This window comes from Flavobacterium arundinis (assembly GCF_038289855.1).
GTDB classification, from domain to species: domain Bacteria; phylum Bacteroidota; class Bacteroidia; order Flavobacteriales; family Flavobacteriaceae; genus Flavobacterium; species Flavobacterium arundinis.
Map to the genome: position 1 here is coordinate 253,408 of NZ_JBBYHR010000005.1, position 16,855 is coordinate 270,262.

Consider the following 16,855-nt stretch of genomic DNA (forward strand, 5'->3'; position numbering starts at 1 on the left):
GCAGGGGAAGGGGGTGCGGCTTATACAAAAGTGCGTAATGAAGATACATTTTACGGCAAACAAAAACCGCCCCTACATATTTTGTAGCGGCGGCCGTAGTTTTACGCTGGCATTGCGGTCATTATACGCCTGGTACCTCCCAGATGCCTTCGGCTACGCGGCGGATGATCCTTTTCTTTTTATCAGGGGTCATCGGCACTTTTGTCCAAAAGGTAAGTACCGCATCATATCCTCCGGACAGTCTTTTTTCCTCTTCGGTAAAAGGGTAGGGGTTAGTGGCTATGGGCAGTGTTGTTTTTGCCAGTCGTTCTTTTATGCTTTTAAAATAATCAGTTTTGCTACGTAGCGAAGACCCTGCAGATCCGCCCAGTATCAGGATTTTCTTTCCGGTGAAGTCAAATCCTTTGCGTTCATTTTCGCTGAAATATTCATTAAGGAAAGCGGCTTCCTCGTCGGTAAGTGAAGGGCTATTGTCCAGCCCGCACTTCTCGATATATTGTGCATACATGCCCATAGAGGCCATAAGCAATAAAAGGTGGAAGTAGTTTTTCATAGGTGTGGAATTTGTTACTATAACTGCGTTTCATAGGATTTATTTTGCAAATGGGGTTAATTAACACCTTATTGCATCCCTGACATCTATGAAAGAACACCATTTATTTACTAACTGGCTAAATTTGAATTAACCACATAGATACATAGGTTTTATAGTGATCTATTTATCCTGAAGGGTACATATCCGCACATAGTGAAGCGAAGCTTCAGGCCCGGTATCACTTTGTTGGGCTTTAGATCACCTTATATGACTATATGCCTGTGTGGTTAATATTGATCTTTTCAAAAAATTCAGACAGTTATTTAAAATAAATCCTGCACAGCTCATCCAGCAACTCATTGTAATTCGCGTCTGCGAAGCTGCTGTTATATGCCTGCCTGAGCGCTTCCGCATCATCAAAAACAGAACCGGCTATATTTTCATAGATAAACAGCAACTCATCGGCTTTATCATTAAATTTCCCTGAGGGGAAAACATTCTTATAATTTTCCACAAGCGTATAGACACGTGTTACGATATTCCCGTCATCGCCCATGACGGCACAAAACCCTGCCTCGCTATCAATAAGGAATTTAAAACTATCCTCCGCGGACTCCCATATATTGTCTTCGCAGGTGTCGGCAGGAAAACCATACTCCAGCGCTTTTTCATAATGTCTTGTGGCTCCCCAGTAATCGTTCTTTGACAGATAGATCATGGCGCCTATCTGGTTATGGTAGATGTGCTTGTTGTCAGGGTACTTTTCAAGCATTTCCTTAGACATCGTGAGGGCGTTTTCGTAGCTACCGGCCTGTATTGTTTTTGAAAGGGTAAGGAATTCATCGCTTTCGGTCTGTGAGCTGAATTTTGGGATCATAGGATATGGAGTGTTTTTTATTAAATACGAGTTAAGGGTTATAATATGAAATATGTACTGAAGTATTATATATCGTCAGGATTAAGCCATAATTCATCAGGTTTAGTAATTAATCTTGCGTTTTGGTAAGCTGCGTCTAATGGCAGAATTGTTTCTGGGGTATAAATACCGTGTTCAAGATCTAATACTAATGCAAAATCCGGACTCTTAGTAAATGAACCGGATAGATATATTGGCATAAGTAATTGTATTTTTTTTTCCTGAGGTCTATACATCGGGACAACTAATTTATAATTTCTTTTTGCTATAGCTATTGCGTAGTTTATTGAATTATCAAGTTTTCTAGCCAGTTCGGTTGTATCTCGATCTCGATCTTCCATTGGAAATCTTTCTCTGCGTTCTTCAATGATATGAGTAAATTTGTCATAATTTCTGTCGATATCTATATCAGGATGAAAAATTACTTCATTTATATTTGTAAAAAAAGTAGCCGGTTCAGGTAAATCATCTTGCTTAACTATTCTTTTACTATCAACATTAAATCCAATTTTACCTAAGTCAGTTAAACTACTTAATATATAAGGATCGCGGTAATATAAATCATCTCCCTCCTTAACAATATGTACAATAATGAAAATCTCATGAAAAAATTTATCAAGTAAGCCTGAATTGAAAACTATATATTTCCCATCGTCACTTCGCAGAATCTTAACACCATCATTTTCTGCCTTTAGCTTTTCAAAAGTGTTCTCAATATACGCTTTAAGAATTGGATGAGGCAGCCCTGATTGGTGAGATTTATAATCCCATTTTTCAGGAATACATTTTGTTTTTAAATCTTCAAGAAATTGTAACCCATCTTGCCAATTTTGAAATTGTATATCACCTAATCGAAACATTAGATTATCCTTAATTTCCTTTTCAAGCTCTTTAGTTGTCGTAAAATGAATTCCAGTCCAGTTTTTCTCTATTCGCGGTCTTTGATAATAGGCAATTATACTTTCTCCTAATTTATCCTTCTTTCCTAATTCAAAAATTGCATACAATGCATTTTCTGAAGTAGTAATTTTTCCAAATTTATTTTTATAAATAACCTTACCATTCTCCGTAAAGTCGTCAACAACTGCATTAAGTTCATGAGCCCTATATTCACGCTCATCAGTGTTTAATAACTCATTAACTTCTTGAACGAATGTTCGTAGGTTTGTTACAAATCCGAAATTTGTGACTCCATGCCTTTTCTCTTTATCGTATTTCATAAGGTGATGTTAAATATAATTTATAAAAATAGTTAATAAATTCATATTTAAACATTAATCAAACAAAAAAACCGCCCCTACAATTGTAAAGGCGGTTTGTTGTTATTCTGCGATAGCATTTCCTTTGCTATCAAAAAAGTGGTATTCTAAATACGTGTAAGCGTCACGTGGTATGACTTTCACCCATTTCTTATGCTCAAAAAACCATTTTGAGCGAATGGATGGAAATCCTTTTGTTAGGTAAGCTGCCACAAAAGGGTGTGCGTTGAGCACAATTTTCTTTTGGGTCTTCATAATTCTTTCAAGGTCGGCCGTTATGCGGTCTATTACCAGTATCGGGGCTTCGATCTCCGCATTTTCATTGTTCGGATCTTCTTCCCTTGTCTTGATATTCACCTCGGGCCTTACCCGTTGACGAGTGATCTGGATGAGTCCAAATTTACTCGGTGGCAGGATCTTGTGTTTTGCTTTATCGTCGCTCATTTCGTCCCGAAGGTATTCGAAGAGCTTTTTGCGGTTGTCGGGGTTAGACATGTCTATAAAATCCACGACAATTATTCCACCCATATCCCTGAGCCTTAGCTGGCGCGCAATCTCTGCGGCAGCGATCATGTTGACTTCAAGGGCGGTATCTTCCTGGCTAAGGGCCTTATTCGAGCGGTTGCCGCTGTTCACGTCGATAACGTGCAGGGCTTCCGTGTGCTCAATAATAAGGTAGGCGCCTTTGCTCATGGATACCGTTTTTCCAAAAGAGGTCTTTATCTGCCTTTCGATATTGTATTTCTCGAAGAGTGGCAGGTCCCTGTTTTGGTAGTACTTAACGATATTCGCTTTTTGGGGAGCTATCTCCTGCAGATAGTCCTTTGTTTGGTAGAAGAGGTCCTCGTCGTCCACATAGATGCCCGTAAATGTGTCGTTGAACACGTCGCGCAGTATCGAGGAAGCCTTATTGACTTCTCCCAAAACCTTGCTTGGGTGGTGGGCGCTCGGGAGGCGCTTGCACATTGCAGACCATTTGTCCAGCAAATTCTGCAAATCGCGGTCCAGCTCTGCTACCTTTTTCCCTTCGGCTACCGTACGTACGATAACGCCGAAACCTTTTGGCCTGATCGATTGAACAAGGCGTTTAAGGCGGTCTTTCTCTTCTTTAGATTCTATCTTTTGTGAGATGGAGATCCTGTCGGAGAACGGTACCAGCACCACATACCTGCCGGCCAGTGAAAGCTCAGAGCTTATCCTTGGGCCTTTGGTCGATATGGGTTCCTTGACTACCTGTACAAGTACGGATTGGTTGGCGCTAAGCACATCGGCTATGGCCCCGTCTTTGTTGATCTCTTTTTCAAAAGGAAAGTTTTTAAGGGAATAATCTTTTACTTTACCTGCGCTTACAAGTTTCATGAATTTAAGCATGGAAAGGAGGTTGGGGCCAAGGTCGTGGTAATGCAAAAATGCATCTTTCTCGAAACCTACGTTAACAAAGGCCGCATTTAGGCCGGCAACAGGTTTCCGTATCTTGGCGATAAAAATATCACCTACAGAAAACTTGTTCTGGTCTTCCTTTTCCTTGTGTAATTCAATTAGTTTTCCATCTTTTAATAAGGCAAAATCTACTGCGTCAGAACCAGATCGAATGATTAATTCTTTATTCACACTGTACATTTTTATCCGCGAGGCCAAAGTTTACAGCTTACAGTTTACGGTTTACAGCCTGTGCTGCAACTGTTAACTGTTAACTGTCAACCGTTAACCGGAAGCAGATGGATTAAACAAAATTTAAACAGGTATTTTGTGTACCCGGAGATCGCAGTTTCAGTTTTCAGTGACAGTATTCAGTGCAGGAGTGCAGCTAAATCTGAAATCTAAACTCTAAAATCTGAGATCACATTTCAATGAACGTTTGGAAAAAAGAAAAAGTAGTATAAAACTACTTTTTCTTTTTGTGACGGTTAGCTCTCGCTCTCTTTTTACGTTTGTGAGTTGCTACCTTATGTCTTTTTCTTTTTTTACCACTTGGCATAGTGTCTAAGGGTTAGGGTGGTTAATAAATAATTACTTTGCTTCAGTATTCGTTTTTACACCGTCAACAAATATTTTTGCAGGTTTAAATGCAGGTATGTTGTGTGCAGGTATTTTGATTGTAGTGTTTTTAGATATGTTCCTGCCTGTTTTTTCAGCACGCGTTTTGATAATAAAACTTCCGAAACCTCTTAGGTAAACATTGTCACCTGTTTCAAGCGAGTTTTTTACTTCTTCCATAAAAGACTCAACTGTTGCCTGAACATCTCCTTTTTCTAGGCCTAGTTTTTCGGAAATTTTCGCTACGATGTCTGCTTTCGTCATTTTCTTTCTAATTTATTATTGTGTGTATTTTTTTAAGTGTGCAAATATAACAATTAAAAAAACAATAATTCAAGGTTAATCTATTAAAATTTAATAACATAAACTTTACTTTTGCTGTACTGCATAATTATGATGGAATTTTCTAAGTCTTTAATTCAATGGTATTTACAAAACAAGCGCGATTTGCCCTGGCGTAAAACTATTGCACCGTACCAAATATGGCTCTCAGAAATAATGCTCCAGCAAACGCGGGTAGCACAGGGAACGCCCTACTTTTTGAAGTTTATCGAAGCCTTTCCAACCGTTAATGACATGGCTGCCGCGCCCGAAGAGCAGGTGCTCAAACTCTGGCAGGGGCTGGGCTACTATTCCCGCGCCAGGAACCTCCATGCCACGGCAAAACAGGTGGCTTTTGAAATGGGAGGGGAGTTCCCGGACAGCTACCAGGGGCTGCTACAATTAAAAGGCGTGGGCGACTATACCGCAGCTGCTATTGCTTCTATCGCTTATGGGGAGCCTGTCCCTGTGGTCGATGGTAATGTGTACCGTGTACTGGCACGCTATTTTGGTATCGAAACGGATATTTCATCATCGGGTGCCAAAAAGCAGTTTACAGAGGTTGCGGCAACGCTCCTTCCGAAAGGCCGGGCATCCGAATTCAACCAGGCCATGATGGAATTCGGTGCCCTGCAATGCGTGCCTAAAAACCCCGACTGTAGCATCTGCATCTTCAATGCTGAATGCGCCGCTTTCCTTACAGGCCGGGTAAACCAGCTGCCCGTCAAACTCAAAAAAACTAAGGTGACCAACAGGTTCTTCAACTATCTTATTATAAAAGATGCTGCGGGACACACTGTGGTGAACAAGCGCACAGCCAAGGGCATCTGGCATAATTTGTACGAATTCCCGCTGATCGAAACCGAAGGTGAGGTTTCTGAGGAGAAGATGAGTGAAATAATAATGAGGTATTTTAATGAACCAACCCGCCCTTCGGGCACCCCTCCAGAGGAGGGGAAAGCCACTCATGCCGAAAGAGCCGTTGGTTTTACGCCAAAGCGCATCACCCTACTGCACCCGGAGCGCATATTGCACAAACTTTCGCACCAGCACCTCAGCATCCGCTTTTGGGAAGTGGAGGCCGGCGTTGCATTGGATAAGGCCATCAGTAGGGGAGAAGCCATGAAATACCCTTTTCCCATCGTGATCTATAATTTCATGGAACGCTATTGGGCACTAAATGCGAACGACCTGTTTTCTGCTAACCTGGATTAAGCCTTAATTACCCCAGCGCCTGATGCCGGACGGGTCCTCATACTTTATGCCTGCATGAAAATTTTACCCAATGCAATTAATAAGTCAGGTTTATATAGTATATTTGAGTGAACAAACACCAAAGCCATGAACGGTACACTGAATAAAGTCCTGCTGATAGGGCATTTGGGCGACGATGTAAAGATCCATTATTTCGAGGGAGGCAACTGCATTGGGCGCTTCCCCCTGGCTACCAATGAGGTCTACATCAATAAGCAGACGAACGAGAAGATCACTTCAACGGAATGGCATAACCTTGTGGTACGCAACAAGGCCGCCGAGATATGCGAAAAATACCTGAGCAAGGGCGATAAAATATACGTCGAAGGCCGCATCAAGTCGCGCCAGTGGCAGGCTGAAGACGGTACTACGAAATATACCACCGAAATACAGGTGACGGAATTCACTTTCCTGACCACCAAAAAGGAGCTGGACCATAACAAGCAGCATTTTTCTGCCGTGGCCGAACCCGCAAAACCCAACTATGATATACAAAATGTGCCGGGCCCTGATACCGACCTGCCGTTTTGATTGTTTAACTAATACCCGGAATTTTGGACCCCGATCCCTCGAGTTTCACAGCAATAGATTATAACCTTGTCATAGGATTCACAGCGATCGCTATCCTGCTTCTTTGCTCTGCGTTCATTTCGGGTACCGAGGTTGCCTTATTCTCCCTTACCCCGCAGGATGTTGAGAAAATAAACGATAAAACCCCAAGCAAAGGGCGCATCATTTCTTCCCTGCTCGAAAAGCCTAAAAAGCTGCTGGCTACCATTACGATAACCAATACTTTTATCAATATTGCCATCATTGTCCTGTTCTTCAGGCTCAATGCTTTTTCGGCAATACACATCCCGTGGCTGCGCTTTTCGGTAGAGGTAACGCTTATAACGCTGCTCCTGTTGCTTTTTGGCGAAGTGCTTCCCAAGATATATGCCGGGCGCAATAACAGGCGCTTTTCAAAAAAAGCTGCCCTTCCGCTGATGGCCTTGAGCAGCGTGCTTTCGCCGTTAAGCATTCCTATGCGCGAAATCACGATCAGGCTGCACAAACGCTTTGGCGAACAGAAGAACGGGCTCTCGGTAGACAGGCTCTCGCAGGCGCTTGAGCTTACCGATTATGGCGATGCCACTATCGAAGAGCAAAAAATACTTGAAGGGATTGTGACCTTCGGGAATACTGAAGTGACCCAGGTCATGACGCCACGCATCGATGTATTTGCACTGGATATGACGGCGCCCTTCACCGAAATACTCCCGAAGATCATCGATATGGGCTTTTCTCGCATTCCGGTATACAAAGACAATATCGACAGCATAGAAGGCGTTCTGTTTACCAAAGACCTCCTGCCCCACATTGATAATGATGGTTTTGAATGGCAAACGATCATCCGTGAGCCGTTCTTTGTTCCCGAAAATAAAAAACTGGACAACCTGCTGAAGGAATTCCAGGGCATGAAAAACCACCTCGCTATTGTGGTTGATGAATATGGCGGGACATCGGGCGTGATATCCCTGGAAGACATCCTGGAGGAGATCGTGGGCGATATCAGCGATGAGTTTGACGACGAGGATATCATCTACTCAAAAATAGACGACCGCAATTATCTCTTCGACGGGAAGGTGAGCCTGAAGGATTTTTACAGGATTACCGATGTGGAGGAAGACGATTTTGAGGCAGCTAAAGGCGAAGCCGAAACACTGGCAGGGTTCCTGCTGGAACGCTCGGGCAATTTTCCTAAAAAAGGGCAAAAAATTACCTTTAAGGGTAATATCTTTACCGTCGAATCGGTAGACAGGAGAAGGATCAAACAAATTAAGGTTACGCTTCAATGAAAAGTATAAAGAAAATATTGGCTGTCGGAATGCTGCTTTCACTTGGTGCAGCGGCTATAAGTTGTGGAGAAGAAACCGTGCCGAAGCCCCAGGCTTACCTGAGGCTGGAATATCCTATGGGCAAATACATTGCGTATGATGGGGGCTGTCCGTATACTTTCGGCTACAATTCACTGGCACGTATTAAGGACAAAGGCAACTGCAACCTGGTAATCGAATACCCAAAAATGAAGGCAACGTTATACCTTACCTATAAAAACGTTGAGGGAAATAACCTTGAAGCCCTTTTGCGCGATGCCCAGAAGCTCACCTATGAGCACGTAATAAAAGCGGATGAGATCAAAGAACAGCCCTACCTGAACCCTTCAAAAAAAGTTTATGGGATGTTTTACCAGGTAGGCGGCGATGCAGCTACCAATGCCCAGTTCTATGTAACCGACAGCACGCGCCATTTCCTTACGGGCTCCATGTATTTTTATGCCAAGCCCAACTTCGACTCCATAATGCCGGCAGCAAGCTACATTAAAGACGACATGCAGAATATCATGGAAACGCTTAGTTGGAAGTAGGATTATTAGCCACGAATTACACGAATTACACCAATTTATTTGTTCTGCAAAGTAAGAGTGATGGGGCATTATGACTCGGGTCATTGAGGAGGAACGACAAAGCAATCTTTCCTTCGTACAGAATTGTTGGAGCAGAAAGATCGCTTCGTGCCTCGCGATGACTATCCGGGCTATACCTGTTTTTGGAGACGTACACTATAAATTCTTGTAATTCGTGGCAAAAAAAAAGCATCCGTTAAGGATGCTCTTCTTTGATATTTAAATGTATTACATACTTCCGGCCTTGTCATGCCCGCAAGAGGTTTTTGCGCCTTCAGAGCAGCATCCGCCTTTTTTCTCGCCACAGCCTTCTTTCGCTTTTTTGCCTTTCGCTTTTTTCTCTTTTTTAGTATCTTTCTTTTTCTCTTTTTCCTGTTGTACAGAATAGAACGCTTTATCTCCTGATGATTTTACATCAGATACTTTATAAGCGCCGTCAGCAATTTTCTCAACGGTCTCAACAAGCTTTTCAGGGGTTTGCTTTGCAGCATCGAAAGATACGGTAGCCGTTTTCTTTTCGAAATCTACTTTAGCATCCTCAACACCGTCAAGGCCGGCAAGTTTTTTCTCTATAGTGGCGGCGCATCCTTCAGGGCATGTCATGCCGTCTATCTTAAAGCTGGTAGTCTCAAGGTTGGCAGCAGTTTCTTTGCTCATTGTACTGTCGGTAGCCGTACTGTCTTTCTCAGTGCCTTCAACATTGCCGTCTTTAGAATTGTTTTTACAGCTTGTGAATAATACTGCCGAAAGTGCGATAAGCGATAGTGTCTTTACAAAATTCATGGTATATCTCTTTATTTGAATTAATAATTCCTTTTTAAACAGGTTACAAATTTATACAAAACGGTTTGTAATGAGAGATATTGTACAGGATTATTTTTGCTGGCACCTATCTTGTGACAGATAAGTCGCAGGAATTGTTGAAATCTGCTAACTCATGTTATAAAAAGGCTACCGCGGAGATGCACAGAGGAGGGACAGAGATACACAGAGGTTTATTTGAGATAACACCTTTGGTGTGAGACCGCAGAGCGTGACGGTATATATACCCAACTCTGTGAACTCGCCTGAACGCGCAACTAAAAATTCTTTGCGGATCTCTGTGTCTTCTTTGCGGAACTTTGCGGTATAGCTTCCGATTTTGTAAAACAAAAAGGCTCCCGCAATGCAGGAGCCTTCTCTATCAAAAACAATTATTATTCTTATTGGAAATCAGCAGCAGTTACGCCTTCGTTGATTTTGGCCTCAGTTACTGTAAGGTCAAGTTCAATGCCTACATTCATGTTGATTTTGTGGGGAAGCTTAATGCCTTTCACTTCTTTGTAATTATCATAATAAGTGAACATAGGAACTTTTTGTCCTTCAGGTCCTTCCTGCTCATGAGATTCGGCTATCTTCAATCCTGTAGCCACTTCATAATAATAAGCGTCTGTGCCTTTTTTAATCACATAAGCATCTTTACCATTGATAGCTTCTATGGCAGTAACGCTTACACCTGGAGCAGTTGCCATTGTAAGTTCCTCGAATGGTACGGCAGTTTCTTTAGATTCTTTGAAATCAGCTGCCTCCATTGGCATTTTTTGCCCCTGCTGTACAGAATAGCCGCTTGTTTCGCCAACTACCTGCTTGAACAAAGAGCCCATACCTGCAACAGTGATTTCTACCGACTGTTTTTTGTCAGAAGATACTTTGCTTGTAAATACAACCGCCATGCCTTGTGCCGAAGCGGTAGATTTTGTCATTACAGTTTTAACAGCTTTAAGCGCTTTTTCGCCGCCCACTGCTTTAATGTAACTATCAAGAACAGTTTTTACAGTAACACCCGCCGGTACCGGCTTGTTTACAACCGGTTTTTCTGTTGGCTTACCAAATTTGTCAAAGTAGAAGATAGGCATGCCGCTCTTCTCAAGGCCAGGCAATACGTCTGCTGCTTTACCCACAACCACAACCCTTGAGTTGTCGGCAAGGAAATATTTCTTAGCAGCATTCCTGATGTCCTCGGCAGTTACTGCGTTGATATTTTTAATGTAGTTCTCAAAGAAATCTGCAGGAAGCCCCTGCGTCTGCGTAAGCAAAGCATAACGTGCTATCGTGCCCGGTTTTTCCATGTTCATTACAAAGCTTCCAATGTATTTTGCTTTGGCATTCTTAAGGTCTTCCTCGCTAACAAGGTCGTTCCTCATTTTCTTAACCTCATTGAATATCTCAACAACAGCGCTGTCAGTAACCGTATTCCTCACGGAAGTAGAAGAAGAGAAATCGCCTACATACTTGTCGCCGCCTATAGAAGAGTAAGCGCCGTATGTCCAGCCATGTGCCTCACGAAGGTTAAGGAAAAGCCTTCCTTCGCCACCACCACCAAGGATCTGGTTGGCAAGAAGTGTAGCAAAGTACTCTTTGTCGGTCATTTTAAGGTTGCTTATGTTTACAACCGAGATTTCCGACTGTACTGCATTCGGCATGTCAACAAAGTTGATCTGCGAGAACTGTACGTCTTTAGGGTCGCTGTAGCTTACGTTAGGCGCAGTAGCTCCTGTCCATCCGCCGAAAAGTTTCTCTACCTGTTTTTTAACGTCTTTCAGTTTAACGTCACCTACCACAACAAGGTAAGCTTTGCCCGGTACGAAATACGTAGCGTAGTTATTTTTAACGTCAGCAAGCGTTACATTGTTCAGGGTTTCCTCGCTAAGGTATTCGCCGTTAGGGTGGTTCCTGCCATAAGTAAGCACTGCATTTACGCGACCTGCTACCGATGTTACACTTTTCTCGTCAGACTTAAGCCCTTCAAGGATCTGGGCTTTCTGTTTGTCAAATTCTTCCTGTGTGAAAACCGGGTTAAGGGCGCCATCGGCCATTAGCTCAAGTATCCTTGAAGAATATTTTGAAAGGCCGCTTCCGTAAGCTGACTGTGATCCGAAGCCAATATTAGCTCCTAAAAAGTCAACTTCCTCGTTAAAAGCGTCTTTCGACATTTTTTTAGTACCGCTTCCCATAAGCGCCGATGTCATGTCGCTAACGCCTTTTTTGGCGCCTTCGGCATAAGGAGCATTGTCCATGGTAAGGCTGTAGGAAACGCGCGGCAGTTTGTGGTTTTCAACAACCAGTACTTTAAGCCCGTTTTTAAGTGTGAATGTTTCCGGTTTGCCAACATTAACCACAGGCGAAGGCCCCGGCTTTGGCATTGGTATTACTTGTCCCTGCATGCTGGAAATAGATAAAAACACGCCGGCTATTAGATATATTACTTTTTTCATGATGTTGTTTCTGTGCTTAGTTTTGTGCTTTGTCTTTAGCTCCTACATAGTCAAGGGTCAGCCTTTGGTTCGGGTTAAGGTATTTCTTAGCCGCGTCCATGATATCCTGCCTTGTTATTTTACGGTAGATGTCGATCTCTGTGTTGATAAGGTTTACATCGCCATAAAGAAGGTAGTAAGAAGCAAGGTTCTCAGCAATACCCTCTACGCTGGCATTGTTGCTAACATAACGGCTTTCAAACTGGTTCTGAAGTTTTGTAAACTCCCTTTCAGAGATAAGCTCTGTCTGTAATTTCACGATCTCAGCATCAGCTTCTTTCATGATATCATCAGCAGTAAAGCCCGGCATTGGGATGCCATATACGATATATAGGCCTGCATCTTCCTGAGTGTAGTTGAACGCGCCTATCTGCATTGCCATTTTCTTTTCGTCAACGATCTTTTTGTACATCCTTGAACTTTTTCCGTCGCTAAGGATAGAAGAGATCATGTCAAGCACCCTTGCATCTTTAGTTTTCATTGATGGTGTCCTGTAAGCAGTCACTACCATTGGCAGCTGTACGTTAGGATCTTCGTAACGCGCTTTGAAAGCCTGTGTTATTGGCTGCTCTGTAAATGTCTGGCGTGTTATAGGTGTTCCTTTTGGTACAACAGAGAAATACTGGTTGATCCATTTTTTAGCCTGTGCAGGGTCAAAATCTCCTGCTACTACAAGAACGGCATTGTTAGGGATATAGAATTTTTTGTTGAATGCCTGGAATTCCTGAAGGGTAGCAGCATCAAGGTGGTCCATAGAACCGATGGTTGCCCAACGGTAAGGGTGTACCTTAAACATATTCCTTTTTACTTCAGCAATAAGGTTTCCATAAGGCTGATTGTCTATACGAAGCCTTTTTTCTTCTTTTACAACTTCATTCTGCGTGTCAACACCTATCTGGTTGATCACCGGGTGAAGCATCCTTTCTGCTTCCATCCAGATGCCAAGCTCAAGGTTGTTTGAAGGGAATACCTCATAATAATAGGTTCTGTCGTCAGAGGTGTTGGCGTTATTGTTACCACCGTTGGCTGTAACTATTTTAAACCACTCACCGCGTTTGATGTTCTCTGTGCCTTCAAAAAGCAAGTGCTCAAAAAAGTGTGCAAAACCAGTTCTTTCCGGGTTCTCATCTTTAGAACCCACATGATACATTACAGAAGTAATGATTACCGGGGCCGATTTATCCTGGTGAAGGATAACATGCAGTCCGTTGTCCAAATTGTATTCTTCGAATGCCACTTTCTGGGCAGAAGCTGTTCCGCCAAGCATAAGGAGGGAACCCAAAGCGATTAACGATCTTTTCATAAAAATTAATAATTATTTTGATTTAGGTATTGGTGTGCAATTTCGGGATTTTGTTACAATAAAATTATATTTTTTTTAGGAAATGATTTTGAAGAGCCTCTTGCTGTGATTTTTCTTCAATTTTTTTTGTAGCGGGTTGCCTGATAAATAATAAGTTGTATATTTGCGCACTTAAAAATAATTAATAAACCATATTGTTATGTACGCAATCGTAGAGATAGCAGGGCAGCAATTTAAAGTTAGCAAAGACCAAAAGGTATTTGTTCACCGTCTTGAAGGTAAAGAGGGCGACGCGGTTACATTCGCGAAAGTCCTTATGCTTGATGTTGACGGGACAATCACCCTAGGCGCCCCGGCTATAGAAGGTGCTTCAGTAGAAGCCAAAGTGCTGCAGCACTTAAAAGGAGATAAAGTAATCGTTTTCAAAAAGAAAAGAAGAAAAGGTTACAAAAAGAAAAACGGACACCGCCAGTCTTTAACGCAAATCCAGATCTCCGGTATTACAGGAGCGGGTGCTGCGCCAAAGAAAAAGGCTGCTGCTAAAAAAGCAGACGTGGCTGAAACAACTGAAACTGCAGAATAATATTAACAATTAAAAAGAAAACATCATGGCTCACAAGAAAGGTGTCGGTAGTTCCAAGAATGGTAGGGAATCAGAGTCGAAACGTCTAGGCGTTAAGATATATGGCGGCCAGGCTGCTATTGCCGGAAACATAATCGTAAGGCAAAGAGGTTCTAAGCACAACCCGGGCGAGAACGTGTATATGGGCAAAGACCATACGCTTCACGCAAGAGTTGACGGCGTAGTGAAATTCCAGAAGAAAGGCGACAACAAGTCTTTCGTTTCTATAGTTCCATTCGAAGCTTAAGAATTTTCTCTTAGTATAAAAAAACCCACTCAGCCGAGTGGGTTTTTTGCATAAACTATTTCCTGATAGCCTGCTGTATTATGTCCTGCCATTTTTTTATCAAAATCCATTCGTCATTTATTTGCATAGCTACTTCAGGATTATAAAATTCCAGTACCACATCGAGCTCTTTTGCTCCGGCATGTACCAGCACCAGCTCCAGTTTCTCGGCTGCTGCAGGATCCGGATCTCCTTTACTATAGGCCTCCCTGATAGCTGCAAGGTGTACTTTTTCCAGTGAGTTTGCACCATCGCTCTTTTTTACGAAGAAAATACAGCCAGCGTTTTCATCAATCCCGATAGCCGTATTTTGCCACAGGTCGTATTGCGTAATTTTGCAGTAGTGCGATTCGGCAAGGCCCATTAATGCCTGTAAGAGTTGTTGTTGCTTTTTCTTTTTTTTATTGTTTGCCAGCGCTAAAGGCACAAGGCAGAGTACCAGTATGGCAACCCCTATAATTGTTGTCGATAAATCCATTTTTCTGTTTTTATAAATAATAGTAATCGGGGAACTGCCGTTTGCAGACCCGTTATTCAAATTTGCCCGCAGGCACTATAGAAAAAAAGGATTTACCAGAAAGAATGGAAGGGGTAAATGATATCAACGTTTGTAAAAAAGAGCAGGTTTTGCGATCTTTTTACATATTGCGAAAATGATTGGCGCAACAGGCGTTCTGCCATTTGGGGAAATTCGGCCAGCCCGCTGAAAGAAAGCTTTAGGAATTTGGGTTGCCAGGCTTTTGCAAAAATCTTCGCTAGGGCAGGCTGAACGATATGGTGCGATAATTCGGCTGTTATTTTTGAAATATTTTCCGTTTCAGTAACCGATGATTTTACCTGAAGCGCCCCCGATTCCGAAAAACCATTACCGGCCATGCCAATCGCGAAGCAATACAGGATTGCGATGGCTATTACTATGGTATTTTTAAATCTGATCTTCACAGGGGTAAAGATACCAATTTTATTTTTGGCTTAAAAAAGCAACACTGATGAGGCTGTTTTTACAGATAACCACAGATTTATTGCGGCACAATCCTTTCAAACAAATTCTCTTTCCGCAATTTTAAGAGACATGTAAGATTTACCAATTTCAGGAATTAGTGTAATTCGTGGCTTTTTTTATGATGCGTTTGCCTTGGAAAAAAATCACGGAAATATTGTTTTTCATAATCGTTTTCTTAATTTCGCCCACGCTGCAAGTCTAATTGTAGTATCAACCAAATTTTATTAACCAATTTAAACGATCTGAAATGAAAAAAGTGTACCAAATGTTGCTAGTGGCTCTTGTAGTAGTGTCATGCAACAAAACAGCAAAAACAGAAGATGCAAATGCTGAGACAACTGATGCTGAAACTAAAACAGAAACCCCTGCTGTAGCTTATGTTTTTAACGAAGCTGACTGGGTAGAGACTGATCTTAGCGCTACAAAGAAAGAGTACCCTATCCTGGTAAAGCTGCCTAAAACAGCAAAAATTGGCCCGAATGATATTAGCCCTGAAGATATTACGGTTACCATTAACGAGAATACAGCGATAGACATCAATTCTACTTTTGAAAATACCACTGCTGAAGCTGTAAAAAGATTTAAGGCTCAAAGTACCGGAGCAAGCACAAAAATGCTAAAAGAAGATGCGGACGGTTTTATCTATGAAGAACTTGCTACAGAAGGTTTTGATGCCCAATACAGGTTTTACTTTGTACTGAAATCTAAAGGTGAGGGCTGTTATGTATTCCACAACCAGGCTACAGGCGTAGTTGGCGGCACAAAGGAAGCCGCGGAAAAAATGTATGAAGCCATAAAAAGTTCTGCTAAAGTAAAATAATTATCCTCTGCGATAAAAATAATAAGGGCTGTCTCAAAAGGATAGCCCTTTTTGTATTTTACAGATTGCCACAGAGTCTATTGCTTCACGCCCTTTTAAATAAACAAATCAACCCATCAACCCATCAACCCTTCAGCACCTCCAAAAAATCCTCCCGTAATATCTCCCGCGCACCCAGGCTTTCCAGATGGTCGTTGTGCACCTGGCAGTCCAGCAGCCTGTAGTTTTCCTGTTGTAGTTTCTTCGCCAGCGCGATAAAGGCCACCTTGCTTGCATTAGGCATTTTCGAGAACATGCTCTCCCCGCAGAAGATATGCCCCATGTCAATCCCATAAAGCCCGCCCACAAGATCGTCGCCATGCCATACCTCCATTGACTTGGCAAAACCCAGCTCGTGCAGCGTGCAATACGCTTCGGTCATAGCATCGGTTATCCAGGTGCCCTGCTGGCCATCGCGTTTTATGTCGCGGCAGTTAGCAATAACATCAGCAAACGCGGTATTGAAAGTTACCCGGAACATATTCCTGTTTAGTATGTTCCGCATGCTTTTGGAGATTTTCAGTTCGTCAAAATGCAGCACCATACGCTCCGGAGGGCTCCACCATAATATTGGCTCATCGTCTTCAAACCACGGGAAGATACCACTGCGGTAGGCCAGCAGCAGGCGCTCGGGCGAAAGGTCGCCGCCAATGGCAACGATGCCTTCCGGCGATGCCTCGTCAACAGGGGGGAAATACAATTCGCGCGACAGAAAATACAT

General features: G+C 42.6%; 18 protein-coding genes. 7 read left to right on the forward strand and 11 right to left on the reverse strand.

Annotated elements, in window-relative coordinates; translation table 11 throughout:
- Positions 1 to 121: 121 nt before the first annotated feature.
- The 5 genes from AAEO56_RS11210 to AAEO56_RS11230 all read right to left on the reverse strand — a co-directional run bounded on the left by AAEO56_RS11210 (position 122) and on the right by AAEO56_RS11230 (position 5,011).
- Complete coding sequence (locus tag AAEO56_RS11210; RefSeq protein ID WP_341697147.1) at positions 122 to 553, reverse strand: hypothetical protein; 432 nt, start codon at positions 551 to 553, stop codon at positions 122 to 124.
- Positions 554 to 854: 301 nt separating this feature from the next.
- A complete protein-coding gene (locus AAEO56_RS11215) occupies positions 855 to 1,412 on the reverse strand; it encodes a hypothetical protein (RefSeq protein ID WP_341697148.1) in 558 nt (185 codons plus the stop codon).
- A 65-nt stretch (positions 1,413 to 1,477) separates the two neighbouring features.
- Entirely contained in the window at positions 1,478 to 2,671 is a 1,194-nt protein-coding gene (locus AAEO56_RS11220; RefSeq protein WP_341697149.1) for a DUF3825 domain-containing protein, read from the reverse strand.
- Positions 2,672 to 2,773: 102 nt separating this feature from the next.
- Positions 2,774 to 4,330 carry an Rne/Rng family ribonuclease gene (locus tag AAEO56_RS11225; protein ID WP_407934963.1) on the reverse strand — a complete coding sequence of 519 codons (1,557 nt, stop codon included), beginning with the start codon at positions 4,328 to 4,330 and terminating at the stop codon, positions 2,774 to 2,776.
- 390 nt (positions 4,331 to 4,720) lie between these two features.
- Positions 4,721 to 5,011 carry an HU family DNA-binding protein gene (locus AAEO56_RS11230; protein ID WP_108777444.1) on the reverse strand — a complete coding sequence of 97 codons (291 nt, stop codon included), beginning with the start codon at positions 5,009 to 5,011 and terminating at the stop codon, positions 4,721 to 4,723.
- Between the two features lie 132 nt (positions 5,012 to 5,143).
- Here AAEO56_RS11230 and mutY point away from each other — a divergent pair, with 132 nt between their 5' ends.
- The 4 genes from mutY (at position 5,144) to gldD (ending at position 8,729) form a co-directional block, all read left to right on the forward strand.
- A complete protein-coding gene (gene mutY, locus AAEO56_RS11235) occupies positions 5,144 to 6,283 on the forward strand; it encodes an A/G-specific adenine glycosylase (RefSeq protein WP_341697229.1) in 1,140 nt (379 codons plus the stop codon).
- Between the two features lie 126 nt (positions 6,284 to 6,409).
- Complete coding sequence (locus AAEO56_RS11240; protein WP_341697151.1) at positions 6,410 to 6,853, forward strand: single-stranded DNA-binding protein; 444 nt, start codon at positions 6,410 to 6,412, stop codon at positions 6,851 to 6,853.
- A gap of 23 nt (positions 6,854 to 6,876) precedes the next feature.
- A complete protein-coding gene (gldE, locus tag AAEO56_RS11245) occupies positions 6,877 to 8,160 on the forward strand; it encodes a gliding motility-associated protein GldE (protein ID WP_341697152.1) in 1,284 nt (427 codons plus the stop codon).
- The gene (gene gldD, locus AAEO56_RS11250) at positions 8,157 to 8,729 is read left to right on the forward strand and encodes a gliding motility lipoprotein GldD (protein ID WP_341697153.1); all 573 of its coding nucleotides are present in this window, start codon (positions 8,157 to 8,159) and stop codon (positions 8,727 to 8,729) included. The genes gldE and gldD overlap by 4 nt, the downstream gene beginning before the upstream one ends.
- 267 nt (positions 8,730 to 8,996) lie before the next feature.
- Here gldD and AAEO56_RS11255 read toward each other — a convergent pair whose 3' ends face one another.
- From AAEO56_RS11255 to AAEO56_RS11265, 3 genes are all read right to left on the reverse strand, one after another.
- Complete coding sequence (locus tag AAEO56_RS11255; protein WP_341697154.1) at positions 8,997 to 9,551, reverse strand: heavy-metal-associated domain-containing protein; 555 nt, start codon at positions 9,549 to 9,551, stop codon at positions 8,997 to 8,999.
- Positions 9,552 to 9,970: 419 nt separating this feature from the next.
- On the reverse strand, positions 9,971 to 12,022 hold the full coding sequence (locus AAEO56_RS11260) for a M16 family metallopeptidase (RefSeq protein WP_341697155.1): 2,052 nt from the start codon (positions 12,020 to 12,022) through the stop codon (positions 9,971 to 9,973).
- A gap of 16 nt (positions 12,023 to 12,038) precedes the next feature.
- Positions 12,039 to 13,364, reverse strand: coding sequence for a M16 family metallopeptidase (locus tag AAEO56_RS11265; protein ID WP_341697156.1), 1,326 nt, complete (start codon positions 13,362 to 13,364; stop codon positions 12,039 to 12,041).
- Positions 13,365 to 13,563: 199 nt separating this feature from the next.
- Between AAEO56_RS11265 and rplU the strand changes: the two genes are divergently transcribed.
- On the forward strand, positions 13,564 to 13,947 hold the full coding sequence (gene rplU / locus AAEO56_RS11270) for a 50S ribosomal protein L21 (RefSeq protein WP_341697157.1): 384 nt from the start codon (positions 13,564 to 13,566) through the stop codon (positions 13,945 to 13,947).
- 25 nt (positions 13,948 to 13,972) lie between these two features.
- Complete coding sequence (gene rpmA / locus AAEO56_RS11275; RefSeq protein ID WP_341697158.1) at positions 13,973 to 14,233, forward strand: 50S ribosomal protein L27; 261 nt, start codon at positions 13,973 to 13,975, stop codon at positions 14,231 to 14,233.
- A gap of 55 nt (positions 14,234 to 14,288) precedes the next feature.
- On the opposite strand, the gene AAEO56_RS11280 is transcribed toward rpmA, so the two are convergent.
- Positions 14,289 to 14,750 (reverse strand): hypothetical protein, encoded by a 462-nt coding sequence (locus AAEO56_RS11280; RefSeq protein ID WP_341697159.1) that lies wholly within the window; start codon positions 14,748 to 14,750, stop codon positions 14,289 to 14,291.
- A gap of 92 nt (positions 14,751 to 14,842) precedes the next feature.
- On the reverse strand, positions 14,843 to 15,214 hold the full coding sequence (locus AAEO56_RS11285) for a hypothetical protein (RefSeq protein ID WP_341697160.1): 372 nt from the start codon (positions 15,212 to 15,214) through the stop codon (positions 14,843 to 14,845).
- 308 nt (positions 15,215 to 15,522) lie between these two features.
- Between AAEO56_RS11285 and AAEO56_RS11290 the strand changes: the two genes are divergently transcribed.
- Positions 15,523 to 16,095, forward strand: coding sequence for a hypothetical protein (locus tag AAEO56_RS11290; protein ID WP_341697161.1), 573 nt, complete (start codon positions 15,523 to 15,525; stop codon positions 16,093 to 16,095).
- Positions 16,096 to 16,219: 124 nt separating this feature from the next.
- On the opposite strand, the gene aat is transcribed toward AAEO56_RS11290, so the two are convergent.
- A complete protein-coding gene (aat, locus tag AAEO56_RS11295; protein WP_341697162.1) occupies positions 16,220 to 16,855 on the reverse strand; it encodes a leucyl/phenylalanyl-tRNA--protein transferase in 636 nt (211 codons plus the stop codon).

Coding starts and splice junctions, on each gene's coding strand:
- mutY (WP_341697229.1), top strand. CDS start 5,144: ATGGAATTTTCTAAGTCTTTAATTCAATGGTATTTACAAAACAAGCGC.
- AAEO56_RS11240 (WP_341697151.1), top strand. CDS start 6,410: ATGAACGGTACACTGAATAAAGTCCTGCTGATAGGGCATTTGGGCGAC.
- AAEO56_RS11220 (WP_341697149.1), bottom strand. CDS start 2,671: ATGAAATACGATAAAGAGAAAAGGCATGGAGTCACAAATTTCGGATTT.
- rplU (WP_341697157.1), top strand. CDS start 13,564: ATGTACGCAATCGTAGAGATAGCAGGGCAGCAATTTAAAGTTAGCAAA.
- AAEO56_RS11280 (WP_341697159.1), bottom strand. CDS start 14,750: ATGGATTTATCGACAACAATTATAGGGGTTGCCATACTGGTACTCTGC.
- AAEO56_RS11255 (WP_341697154.1), bottom strand. CDS start 9,551: ATGAATTTTGTAAAGACACTATCGCTTATCGCACTTTCGGCAGTATTA.
- AAEO56_RS11290 (WP_341697161.1), top strand. CDS start 15,523: ATGAAAAAAGTGTACCAAATGTTGCTAGTGGCTCTTGTAGTAGTGTCA.
- AAEO56_RS11210 (WP_341697147.1), bottom strand. CDS start 553: ATGAAAAACTACTTCCACCTTTTATTGCTTATGGCCTCTATGGGCATG.
- AAEO56_RS11225 (WP_407934963.1), bottom strand. CDS start 4,330: ATGTACAGTGTGAATAAAGAATTAATCATTCGATCTGGTTCTGACGCA.
- AAEO56_RS11265 (WP_341697156.1), bottom strand. CDS start 13,364: ATGAAAAGATCGTTAATCGCTTTGGGTTCCCTCCTTATGCTTGGCGGA.
- gldD (WP_341697153.1), top strand. CDS start 8,157: ATGAAAAGTATAAAGAAAATATTGGCTGTCGGAATGCTGCTTTCACTT.
- AAEO56_RS11230 (WP_108777444.1), bottom strand. CDS start 5,011: ATGACGAAAGCAGACATCGTAGCGAAAATTTCCGAAAAACTAGGCCTA.
- aat (WP_341697162.1), bottom strand. CDS start 16,855: ATGTATTTTCTGTCGCGCGAATTGTATTTCCCCCCTGTTGACGAGGCA.
- AAEO56_RS11215 (WP_341697148.1), bottom strand. CDS start 1,412: ATGATCCCAAAATTCAGCTCACAGACCGAAAGCGATGAATTCCTTACC.
- AAEO56_RS11260 (WP_341697155.1), bottom strand. CDS start 12,022: ATGAAAAAAGTAATATATCTAATAGCCGGCGTGTTTTTATCTATTTCC.
- rpmA (WP_341697158.1), top strand. CDS start 13,973: ATGGCTCACAAGAAAGGTGTCGGTAGTTCCAAGAATGGTAGGGAATCA.